Annotated in this window: 9 protein-coding genes; 7 read left to right on the top strand and 2 right to left on the bottom strand. The window is 46.8% G+C overall.

The features are described 5' to 3' along the window. Position 1: 1 nt before the first annotated feature. On the bottom strand, positions 2 to 1,651 hold the full coding sequence (locus AC0YNZ_RS20845; RefSeq protein ID WP_475828426.1) for a GMC oxidoreductase: 1,650 nt from the start codon (positions 1,649 to 1,651) through the stop codon (positions 2 to 4). Between the two features lie 235 nt (positions 1,652 to 1,886). Here AC0YNZ_RS20845 and AC0YNZ_RS20840 point away from each other — a divergent pair, with 235 nt between their 5' ends. The 6 genes from AC0YNZ_RS20840 to AC0YNZ_RS20815 all read left to right on the top strand — a co-directional run bounded on the left by AC0YNZ_RS20840 (position 1,887) and on the right by AC0YNZ_RS20815 (position 10,537). After that, positions 1,887 to 3,515 (top strand): GMC oxidoreductase, encoded by a 1,629-nt coding sequence (locus AC0YNZ_RS20840; RefSeq protein ID WP_475828425.1) that lies wholly within the window; start codon positions 1,887 to 1,889, stop codon positions 3,513 to 3,515. A 248-nt stretch (positions 3,516 to 3,763) separates the two neighbouring features. Continuing rightward, on the top strand, positions 3,764 to 5,509 hold the full coding sequence (locus AC0YNZ_RS20835; protein WP_475828424.1) for a cache domain-containing sensor histidine kinase: 1,746 nt from the start codon (positions 3,764 to 3,766) through the stop codon (positions 5,507 to 5,509). Between the two features lie 11 nt (positions 5,510 to 5,520). Further along, complete coding sequence (locus AC0YNZ_RS20830; RefSeq protein WP_475828423.1) at positions 5,521 to 7,155, top strand: response regulator; 1,635 nt, start codon at positions 5,521 to 5,523, stop codon at positions 7,153 to 7,155. 149 nt (positions 7,156 to 7,304) lie between these two features. Then, a complete protein-coding gene (locus tag AC0YNZ_RS20825; RefSeq protein WP_475828422.1) occupies positions 7,305 to 8,282 on the top strand; it encodes a carbohydrate ABC transporter permease in 978 nt (325 codons plus the stop codon). After that, positions 8,282 to 9,127 (top strand): carbohydrate ABC transporter permease, encoded by an 846-nt coding sequence (locus AC0YNZ_RS20820; protein ID WP_475828519.1) that lies wholly within the window; start codon positions 8,282 to 8,284, stop codon positions 9,125 to 9,127. Before AC0YNZ_RS20825 ends, AC0YNZ_RS20820 begins: the two co-directional genes overlap by 1 nt. A gap of 111 nt (positions 9,128 to 9,238) precedes the next feature. After that, on the top strand, positions 9,239 to 10,537 hold the full coding sequence (locus tag AC0YNZ_RS20815) for an ABC transporter substrate-binding protein (RefSeq protein WP_475828421.1): 1,299 nt from the start codon (positions 9,239 to 9,241) through the stop codon (positions 10,535 to 10,537). A 137-nt stretch (positions 10,538 to 10,674) separates the two neighbouring features. On the opposite strand, the gene AC0YNZ_RS20810 is transcribed toward AC0YNZ_RS20815, so the two are convergent. Beyond that, a complete protein-coding gene (locus AC0YNZ_RS20810; RefSeq protein WP_475828420.1) occupies positions 10,675 to 11,196 on the bottom strand; it encodes a DoxX family protein in 522 nt (173 codons plus the stop codon). Positions 11,197 to 11,686: 490 nt separating this feature from the next. Between AC0YNZ_RS20810 and AC0YNZ_RS20805 the strand changes: the two genes are divergently transcribed. Further along, positions 11,687 to 12,016: a LysM peptidoglycan-binding domain-containing protein gene (locus AC0YNZ_RS20805; RefSeq protein ID WP_475828419.1), complete on the top strand. Its 330-nt coding sequence runs from the start codon at positions 11,687 to 11,689 to the stop codon at positions 12,014 to 12,016. Position 12,017 lies beyond the last annotated feature (1 nt).

The following is a 12,017-nucleotide window of genomic DNA, read 5'->3' as shown; positions in this document are numbered from 1 at the left end:
TTTAAGATAATTGCTGAATGATATAATCTGCCGTACGAATCGCAACTGCAATAGTAGTCAATGCGGGATTTGCTGCCCCAATGGAAGGTAACACACTGGTGTCGGCTACATATAGACCGGACACGTTGTGCAATTGACAATAGCGGTTGGTTACTGAAGTCGCTGGATTGTCACCCATGCGGCATGTTCCCGATTCATGGTATTCGATTCCCGGAGGCATGAGACAAGGTTTACCGCGCATGGTTAGACCTATCCGGGGAATCATGTCCGTAAGAGAATTAGCCATTTGTTGGATCACTGCCCAATCACGCTCACTATAGGAAAAATGTATATTGATCTTCGGCAGGCCATATTCATCCCGAATGGCGGGATCAGGGTAGATGTAATTATCGTGCCGTGGTTCCACAACGCCATACCCGCTAAAGGAAAACTGAAGCTCTTTCATTAAAGGTTCTTCTCGATAGTGATAATATTCATAAGGATCGGGACCGTTAAGCTGTAATTGATAGTTCATTTCTTTTGAACGAGGGATCAATATACCTAGAACCCCCAAGTTTTCAGGGAACTGATCCCTTTGTGTTGTTGGACGAGTCGATACAAAAGAATGATTGATCAAATATCGACCAATTGCTTCTCCTTGTATGCCCGAATTAAATAGAATTCGCGGGTCCTGGAATGCGCCGGCTGACAAGACGATCGTTCTCCCTTTAATATAATGAACCTTCTTTTCCGGCGTTACTACTTTGACGCCTACAGCGTTTCCCTTCTCTGTCAGCATCTCAATTACTGGAGCCCTTACCGCAAGATCGAATCCCTTTAGGTTTAGACAGTAAGCCATAAAGAGGATTGAACTGAAAAATACACTGGAGTGTACATAGCCAAACTTACTTATTTGCAGATCGACAGCCCTAGGCTGAGCTGTAGCTGAATCGTATCCTATTTTAGAAAGTCGTTCCAATAACACTTTTTGTAATGACGATTCACTCGTATAGCCTAGATTTACGTTCATGATTCGTTCTGCAATCAGATAATAGGGAACTAAATCATTGTACGTAATGGGCCAGTTTATAAAATCGATGGTATGAAGACGTGGACTTACCCCTCCCCAGTGAATCGTCTTGCCCCCCAAAGCTAAAAATAGCTTGGCACCTGGGTAGTCGGGTATATCTTTTCCTATGGGAACAGCGTATTTGGGGTTATTTAAATATCTTTGAATCCGCTCAACATTAAATGTAGGTAGATTATGGATGTGGTCTTGCAGCAAAAGATCTCCTGCTTCCAGAACGCAGACTCGTTTTCCGCTATTGCGCCATTGTTCACATAACCTCCAAAGAACGGCACCACCTCCGGCTCCGCTTCCTATTATAACTACATCATAATCCGTCTTCTCCATTGTTTCCAGTGGAGTAAGCGGGATCCAGTTATCCAGAGGAACTGCCGGAGGTTGAGGAGGACAGGCGTTTAAGGATGAATCTGCTGCTGAATTTCTAGAGGAAGTAACAGATGAGGGGATTTTTATTATACTACCACCTATATTTTGATCCGAATCAACAATATGAGGATTTTCTATCATCATTTCATTCAAATCAATGCGATGTTTAAGAGCGATGATTTTTAAAGTTTCTCCTGAATCTGCTATATATACTTTCATCCATACACCATCATCTCTAGTTATTTTTACAGCATTTATTATCATAGCTATTCGGTACTTGTACAACTTATGCACACGAAAAGTCGGCGTAGGCTATAACGGGGCAACCGGCGAGAAGTTTTTATGGTATAACCCTTAAGTTCCTTCATATGTTTATTACCAGGCATGGAATTACGCTTGTAAATGTGCATTATTTCAAATTCGCGTTTCGAAGATCCAGAGGATGTGATGAATCTTGAGAATAATAGTGGCGGGTTATGGAGATACGCTGCGAAAAATTGCGATGCGAACGAATCTTTCTCCAGAAAAGCTGTCCATATGGAATCCGTATATTCGTGGCCTGGATACGAATATTGAAGGACAAGTCATTACAATTAGGGATCAAGAGCACAATACTAGTTTCATCTCTCCATGTCCAATAACACCGCCTGTTCAGAAAATGGAGTACTGGATACCTACGACATCTTTGGAACAAATGGCACAATCGGAATATGACGTATTAATTGTTGGAAGCGGCGCAGGTGGAGGTGCTGCACTTTGGCGTCTATGCGAACGTTGGGAAGGTACTGATAAGCGAATTGGCATTATTGAACGCGGGTCTCCGGTCATTCCGACCAATGCGCACAACATTCCGACTCTGGACTCGTTTCGAATAGAACGATACTTGGAGACTATGTATACGCCTGTAACGGATCAGCCTTCTTCATTCAAAGGGGCTAATCAAGTATATGCACTAGGTGGGAGGACGTTGTTTTGGAATGCAATTTCCGTCCGAGGATTTTATGGCGCTCTTGCCCAAGGTGTCGTTCCTCTGGAAGATATGCTTAAATATTACGAGATTGCTGAACAAGCGATGTATGTCAACCATAATTACGCGCAAGGCTCTTTACTTTCTGAGATTATGCTTTCACGGCTTCAGGAAGGCGGATTCTCGGAAGTGACGTATTTACCGCTCGCTACCGATCTTCAACAGAGTGTATATGGAGAAATACATACTAACGTATTTTTTAGTTCGCTAATCTTCATGGCACGCGCATTGAATTCCCACCCTTTCGATTTGGGGATTCAAACCCGAGCAACAAGGGTGATTACAGAAAATGGTCGTGCTGCAGGGATTGAAGCCATTTCCGTGGATAAAAAGCAATACAAGATTCGGGCAAAAACCGTCATTCTTGCTACAAGCACATTCGAAACGCCCCGCATCCTTTTATATTCAGGGTTGGGTGGAAGGGCTGTTGGCCATTATTTGGAAACCCATTCTTTTCTGACGTCGAACGGGATTATGAATCGTAATGATTTTCCAGAAAATCTTGGAGCGCTTATGCTGTTGATTCCTCAAACCGCAGGTAACGAATATCAAATTGAGGTTCACGGGCCAGGCAAATATGAGTGGTACCATTACGAGGTGCAGCCGCTTACGAAAACATTTCAGGTGAGGCTTTCAGGCTTTGGGGTCATCGAATCACGTTACGAGAATCGCGTAGAGTTAATCCCGTACATAAAAGACGAAGACGGAATTCCTCAATTGCGGGTTCATTTTTCATATAGTCCAAAGGATATATCGGTCATAAAGCAAGTGGCCGCTTCGATGAGAAAAGCGATTAAGGCAATGGGAATCACTATTCCAGCTAACGTACAGGATGTTTGTTTGATGTCACCCGGTATTGTTTCTCATCAAGCGGGTACCTGCAGGATGGGGATTGATCCGGAAACATCCGTAACGAACCAGTATGCGGAAGTACATGGAACGCCTGGCTTGTTTATTACCGATAATAGCGTGATTTCCCAGTATGGAGCAGCAAATCCAACTCTGACGTGTGTCGCTTTAGCTATACGAACTGCTGATTATATACTAGCAACGTAACAAGAAGAAGCGCATGAAGTCTCTGGTCTATCCGGGCCTAGGGACTGTTTTTGTTTACCCGCAAGGAGTGTTATAAAGTGAAAGAACTTGATTCATTACGTTCTTTGGGGAGCAGTATGGAGTTATCCACCTCTTTTTTACTGAACCTATTCCCCTGACAACGTTTTCACTCTTGTCTTCCAGCCTTCCATTTGTATATAGTGTCTTCTAGGGACACTAGAAAGTTCATTCGGAGGTGGCGAACATCCATGTTTAAAAAATACCGCATAGACTACCTTCTGTTCGGCGGTTCGGCAGCATTCATCGTAACGCTTCTTACTATTGTCATTTGGATCGCCTATTCATACTCCGCACAGCAGATGGTGCAGAATACGTCCTATTACCAGCAAGGTCTGCTTAACGAGCTTTATAATAAAGTCGATATTCAAATGAAATCGATCGAACAGATTTCGTTGACGGCCACCCGGAACACGAATCTGCTGGATGATGTAAACGTGCCGGGGAACAAGTATTCCAATTACAAGAAGCGTAAGGAAATGGAGTCGTTCCTTGCCCAGCTTACGTTCTCGACACCCGATATTGAGTCCGTTTATTTCTATATTAAGCAAACGCTTCAATTTGAGCCTCAGGGCCCCGTGAAATTTATTGAGCATGATTTAATCAAAGAAGAAGACTGGTACAACCCGTCTATCGAAAATAACGACTTTGGTTGGATCGGAGAGCACCAGATCCGAACCGCTCAAGGCGAGAGGCATGTCATAAGCTTTATCCGCAAGGTGTATTCGGTTAATGGTGATTACCGAGGGCTGCTGATGTTAAATATTAAAGCGTCTTCCATTAAGAAGCTGATCGAAAGTCATAACCCTGCGGCAAACCGGGTTTTGCTCGATTCCGGGGGGCGGCTTATTACGATGATCGGCGGCGAAACCATGTCGCAGGACCAGATCAAGGCCTATTTGGAGAACATCAAGGGCGAATCCGGTTATATGAAAACGAAAGCCGTGAGCAGCGGCAGTACAGATTCAAGCGAATATCTGATGGTTTGGGCCAAGCACTTTAATCGGGACTGGACGCTGATCGAATCGACGCCATGGGAGGAAATTACGGGAGGAAGCTTTCGTCTTGCAATGGTGCTGCTGCTGGCGGGAGGCTCGGCCGTGCTTATCGCCCTATGCTTCAACTTGTTTTTCTCCCGGCAGTTTGTGAAGCCGATCGGGCTGCTGCTGCAGGAAATGAGCCGAAATTCGGTGAACGTCAACAAAATTAATTTACCGGCTGGGTACCGCAATGAATTCGGCGCGTTATTTGCAGGCTACCGCAAGCTGCTCGAGCGTATTCAGGAGCTGTACGCATCGCTGGAGGATCAGTACCGGAGGCAGAAGGAGGCGGAGATCAAAGCGCTGCAGGCGATGATCAATCCGCATTTCTTGTACAACACTTTGGATCAGCTGAATTGGATGGCGATTGCAGGCGGACAGGAGAAGATGAGCGCCATACTGGAATTAATGGGCAAAATGTTCCGCATCGGCCTCTCGAACGGTGAAAGCGTAATCACGATCCGTGACGAATTAATGCACATGGAATGCTATATGCAGATTCAGCAGATTCGGCTGGGTGAGCAGTTTGCAATACGGGTAGAAGTACCTGAGAGCATCAAAGACTTGTATATTCCGAAGATGACGCTGCAGCCTTTTATCGAGAATGCTGTTATGCACGGGTTTCACGGCAAAAAAGAAGGAACGATCGAGGTATGTGCGGAAATCACCAAGGATGCTGCAGTCGTCTTTCGAATAACGGATAACGGCATTGGTCTAAGGGCTGATTGGCAGCAGCCGAAAAAGAGAAAAACAGGGGGATACGGAATCCGTAACGTCCGTGAACGAATTGACATTTATTTTGGCGGCAGCTACGGTCTAGAACTGATGCCGAATACGGTTGGCCCCGGGACAACGGTCCTTATACGCATTCCGGTATTAAACAATAAAGAAGAATAGGGTGATGCGGCATGTGGAAAATTGTAATTATTGATGACGACCGGAACGTATTGGAAGGGATGAAAAGCGTCATCCCCTGGGCGGAGCTTGATGCGGAATGGGTCGGGGAGGCGATGGACGGGGAAGAAGGACTGCGGGTCATAGGGGAGTGTCAGCCCGATATTGTGATCACCGATATTTATATGCCCGTGCTCAGCGGCCTCGATATGGTAGAGCAGCTGAATAAGGCGAATTTCCACGGAAAAATTATTGTTCTAAGCGGCTACGCTGATTTCGAATATGCAAGACAAGCGCTTCGGCTTGGGATAGCCGATTATTTAAACAAACCGATTAGCGTTCAGACGATTCAGGATGTACTGGGGAGAACGATCGCAGCATTGGAGGAAGAGCTGGAGCAAAGACATCGGAATGAAGAGCTGGAGGAGAAATTGAAGCTGTACGAGCCGTTCGTTGAGAAAGAATGGATCAAATCGATCTCCACGGGACCGGATCATACGAAGTTTCCGGTTACCCGGATGATTCCCGAAGCGTACCGCTATTGGAACGACCGCCGCCATGCCGTGATTGGCATTGAAATGATTCGTACGGACCGGGTTACTAGGGCCTCGACGAAGGATTTGAGCTTGTTCAGGTTCGCCATCGCTAACATAATTCAGGAGCTCTCCCGCGAGGAGTGGCCAGATTCTCATTATGTTGAATTATTCAGCAGCCACTCAGCGATTATCCTTCATGCTCCGAATGAAGAATGGGGCGGCCTTACGATGAAGCAAGCTTACCGCTTTGGGGAAAGGGTCATTCAAAGCGTCCGCTCCTTCTTGGATATTACGCTTCATGCCGGCATTGGAACGTTTAAGCCGAATTGGATGGAAATTGCGGATTCGACCGAGGAGGCTTTCCAGGCTCTTTACTTTAAAAACACCGCGCCAATAGAAGGCATTCACTTATACGAATATGTCCATGGCGGAAAAAAAGAGCAGCAAGCTTACCCAATCTCCCTCCGTCCGGTTAAATTTTATCAGCAAATGGCAGAGGCCATGAAGCTGTTTCAAGAAGATAAGGCGAAGGAGATTGTAGATGAGTACTTCGGCCAGTGGGGCAAGGGCGGGGATGTATCGGCTCGCAATCTTGAGATGCTGGGTACGGAGCTGTGGACTATTTTTGCGTATACGCTATTTGAAGTCGGCATTCAATTGGAAGACATCGCCAAGGTGGACGAGGTTACCCGGGAGCTGCGTTCCGTAACGACGCTGGAGCAGTTGAAGGAATGGCTTTACGGAAAAATTGATATGATTTGCGGCTCCCGCAGCGGCAATGAGAATATCAAGCATCGACAGGCCGTTGATTTTATCGTCCAGTTTATCCATGAGCATTATGCCGAGCCGATCACGATATCCGATCTGGCGGATCGCATTCATATTTCGAGAAACTACTTAAGCCTTCTCTTCAAGAAGGCGATGGGAGAGTCCTTCAACAGCTATTTGACGCGGATTCGGATGGAGAAGGCGAAAGAAATGATTTTGGAAGGGAAGCATTTGATCTACGAGGTGGCGGACCGGGTCGGTTATAAGTATGTGCCGTATTTCAGCACGTTATTTAAAAAGTATACCGGCTCCAATCCGACAGATTTGTATAAAAATAAACCGTAGCCATCTCACTGGGGACTGGGATTCGAGATAACGAATTCGAGTCTTCTATTTTTGTTCATTTGTATAACAAAGTGTTCATCGTTCCTATTTTTCATCACCTAAAGGTCTTATATGATTAATTATATAAACCAGACAGAGGTGATGCTACTATGAATCGGAGCTCTTCCACAGTTATTGTCAATGCGGCGAAAGCGGTACCGGTCCGGAAAAAGAAGTCGATGCTGAGCCGTTTTCTGAGCAGATGGGAATCGCCGGTTGCCGGGTATTTATTTTTGGCTCCATGGTTAATCGGACTTTTTTTATTGACGTTCTGGCCCATGCTGCAATCGCTGTATTTCTCTTTCACGAAATATTCCCTGCTGGAGCAGCCGGAATGGACCGGGTTCGGGAACTATGAACGGATTTTCACTTCCGATGCGGTGTTTATCCAATCCCTTAAGGTCACGTTTTTATTTGTTCTATTCTCGGTTCCGCTCAAGCTGTTCGCCGCGCTGCTGATTGCGATGCTGCTTAAGCAAAATATTCGCGGAATGTCCATTTATCGAACGATGGTGTATCTCCCTTCCTTGATCGGGACCAGCATTGCGGTATCTATTCTTTGGAGAAATATCTTCGACTCGGACGGGCTGTTCAATCAGCTGCTGGCCTTGTTCGGAATAAAAGGCGTCAGCTGGATCACCAATCCGCACACCGCGCTTGGAACGCTGATTTTACTGGTGGTTTGGCAGTTCGGTTCCTCGATGGTTATTTTTTTGGCCGGACTCAAGCAAATATCGACGGAGCTGTACGAAGCCTCGTCGGTGGACGGAGCGACCAAGATCAGACAGTTTTTCAGCATTACGCTTCCAATGCTTTCGCCGGTTATTTTGTTTAATTTAGTGCTTCAAACGATCGGTTCCTTCCAAATGTTCACCCAGGCATTTATCATTACGCAGGGCGGACCGATTAACTCTACGTATATGTACGCTCTATATTTGTATGACCGCGCATTCGGACGGCTGCAGATGGGATACGCCTCGGCTTTGGCTTGGATCATGCTCGTCATCATAGCCGTTTGCACGGCCCTGATCTTCATGAGCTCGAAGTATTGGGTATTCTACGAGAATGATGGGAGGAAAAAAGGATGATGCGGAGCTCTAAACAAACCACAATTCAAAAAAATGTGCTGCTCAGTCTATTAAGCCTTGTTATGATGTATCCCGTCCTTTGGTGGATCGGGGCTTCGTTAAAGACGAATCAGGAAATGTCGAGGCCCGGTCTCTTTCCCGAGCATCCGATGTGGAGCAACTTCAGCGACGGATGGACGGCGATACCTGAATTTACGTTTACCCACTTCTATATGAACACCTTTCAGTTAATTTTAGGCGTGCTCCTTACAACCATTGTTGCTTGCAGCATGACCGCTTTCGCTTTTGCCCGGCTCGACTTCCCGCTGCGCGGCTTGTGGTTTTCGATCCTCTTGCTGACGCTCATGCTGCCTAGTCAGGTCACGCTGGTACCACAGTATGTGATGTTTAACGGCTGGGGCTGGGTCGATACGTTGTTGCCTTTTATCGTTCCGCATACGCTGGCGGGCGGTATCGGCGGCTCCTTCTTCGTCTATCTGCTGGTCCAGTTTATTAGAGGCATTCCGAAGGAGCTGGATGAATCGGCAAAAATGGACGGCTGCAGCTGGTTCGGCATCTACTGGCGGATTGTGCTGCCTTTGACGAAGCCGGCATTGGTGACGGTAGCCATCTACTGCTTTCTGTGGAACTGGGATGACTTTCTCGGTCATTTGATCTATATTAACTCAGTGGATAATTACACGGTCGGTTTGGCACTGCGGATGTTCGTCGATTCCCAGTCATCCGTCCCTTGGGGGCAGCTGCTCGCGATGTCTCTCGTTTCTATCGTACCTTCCGTCCTTATCTTCTTCTTGGCACAGCGCCATTTCGTAGAAGGGATCACGGCCGGATCGGTAAAAGGGTAGACAGTAAGCATTTCTATAATAAATTGTGCATCCTTCGTATACCCGATTATCTGATTGGTTGCTAATATATGAAATGTAAACGGTTTATCCATTCCTAAAGGGGGATTCACTATGAAGATCAATGTAATGAAATCGCTTACCGTTCTATTAACGGGAATTATGCTTTTAAGCTCTGTCGCTTGCAGCGCCAATGACAAAAAAACAGCAGCGGAAAGCACGGAGCAACCAGCGGTAGCAAGCGCGGTAAAGCTGCGCATTCTATGGTGGGGATCTCAGTCCAGACACGATGCAACTTTGAAAGCGCTCGATTTGTATACGCAAAAAAATCCGAATGTGACGTTCGAGCCGGAGTTTTCCGGCTGGGAAGGCTACTGGGATAAGCTGGCCACCCAATCCGCGGCGAAAAATGCGCCGGATATTATTCAAATGGATGCGACCTATTTGGCGGAATATGCGGGCCGTAATCAATTGGCCGATCTATCTGCCGGCATATCGACGGGGGATATCGATGCGGCTCTCTTGAACACAGGGAAATATCAGGATAAGCTGTACGCCATTCCTTTGGGCAATAATGCAATCGGCATGGTCTATAATAAAGAGGCTGTAGAAAAGCTGGGCATTACGAAGCCGGTGAACGGCTGGACATGGGATCAGTTTTTCGCCTTCGGCAAGGAAGCGAAAGCCAAGCTGGGTTCTGATAAATACGTGTTTTCCGACTTCTCATCCTCTTTCCAGCAATTCGCAAATTATCAGCTGAGCAAAGGCTTAGGGCAAGTGTTTACGGATGACGGCAAGCTGAATTTGGATAAGGATACTTACCTCGAATTTGAACGTAAATTTGCCGAACTGCGCAAGGAGGGAATTGTGCCTCCAGGCGAGGTGAGCGTGACGGACAAAGAATTGGATCCTCAGCTTGACCTCATGGTAAACGGCACGACCCTGCTGCGTATCGCTCACGCCGCACAATCCAACAGCTTTGACAGCTTGAAGCCGGGGGTATTCGATTTCGTGACGATCCCGAGAAACACAGAAGCCGGCGGTTGGCTCAAGCCGTCGATGTTCTGGAGCGCAAGCGCTAACTCCGAGCATGTAGAGGAAGCGAAGAAGTTTATTGACTGGTTTATTAACGATCCGGAAGTGGCTGAGCTTTTGGGTACATCCCGCGGCGTTCCTGTCTCCAATAAGATCGTCGAGCAGCTGACTCCGAAATTTACCGCTTCCGATAAAATGGGCATATCGTTAATTTCAAATACGGCGCCGGATGCTCAGCTGTATGTACCGGAGCCTAAGGGTTGGAGCAACTTCGCACAGAAAGACTTCAGAGGGGTCGGAGAAAAAATCATGTTCGGTGAAATTACGCCGGAGCAAGCTTATGAGGAGCTGGCGGAATTGGCGAAGGATTATGAGTAATTTATAAGGATGGACAGTAAAAAAAGCCTTACATCGCTAAGGCTTTTTTTACTTGCTGAAATGAAATTGGGAATCCGCTGCAGGAAGTATGTATTCACATTTAGGATAAACGCAAAGCTTACTGCAGCAAATTTGCTTTAAGTGTTACGGGATTGTACGGAAGGCTGCCCGTTTTGAGAATGCTTTCGGGTAAAATTCCGAACCCGGGGAATAACCCAGTAATCCCCGCCGAAGCGGCCCGCGTTCATCCCTGCTGCCAGGAGGAAAAATTGGATGAGGATCAGGTTCGGGTTGTGGCTGATCGCCCCGGCAAACAAAAAATTGAAGTTCATGAAGATGCCCATGAATGCCGCGAACGTGGTGAGCGTGCCTGTGATCAGGCCAATACCGACGAGAAATTCGCCCCATGGGACCAGAAAATTAAAAACATCCACATTCGTCAAGGCGAAGCCCTGCAGGAAGTCTCCGTACCATTGTTGAACGACAGGCCTTTCTCCACCAGTCTTGGCAATCGCCCCCGATATAAATCCGGAAGCATCGAACGGTTTGTCGCCGGATAGTTTCCCCCACCCGGCCGAAATGAACTTCCATCCGACATACAGCCGCAGCACAGTCAGAAATATGGCCGCCGTTACACTGTTTCGCAACCAATTCATCATAAAAAATCCCTCCAAAATAAGTAGTTGGCCATTATGATTTGACCAGAAATAAGGTGCCTATTAGCAGCTTTGTTGAACCACCTCCTCCATGTTCCCTCGGGAAACAAATTTAATCTAAAGACACATTGTTGCATGATGGAAACTTAAGTTGATTTTAATATAAGCTGAAGAAAGGTTTTTGTAAACCAAAATTTGTAAAGCTTGGTTTTCAAATGATTTGAAATAAAGAGAAACAGACACCCGTCTGCAATTTTGTCAGAATGGTATTCACGAGCGGAGCTAATGCATTCATAGAGGGAAATTACGCATAAGGGGTGTGTCAATGGGAAGCGTATTTCTGGTAAAGCCGAGTATAGAGTATCCAGACGAATATGTGGAATTTTACGAGGAGCGGAAGGCTAGCGGATAAATAGGCATAAGCCTCAATCAATAATAGCCATAGGCACATACACTGTCTCGGTAAGGATTCATTTATCGGGAGGAATATTTCATGAATTATGTGGTGCAGCCCGGCGATACATTATGGTCGATCGCATCGAGATTCGGAACGTCCGTTCAAGCCATTATGCAGGCGAACGGCCTGTCGAATCCAAACTATATTTATGCCGGATTAACACTGTATATCCCAGTATCCGGCCCGCCTTTTCCACCAGGGCCACCAGGGCCACCGTTTCCGCCCGGCCCGCCATTCCCGCCTGGCCCGCCCGGACCGGATAACCTGGAGCGGAGAGTAACACGCTTGGAACGTCAAGTGGAACAGTTGACCAATGAAGTCCAACGCCTTCGCAGGCGCGTGGACCGTCTGGAGCAGCAATCATAGA

The organism is Paenibacillus sp. J2L1-98 (assembly GCF_056269405.1).
Note: the sequence above shows the minus strand (reverse complement) of the source record. Positions and strands in the feature narration are given on the sequence as shown.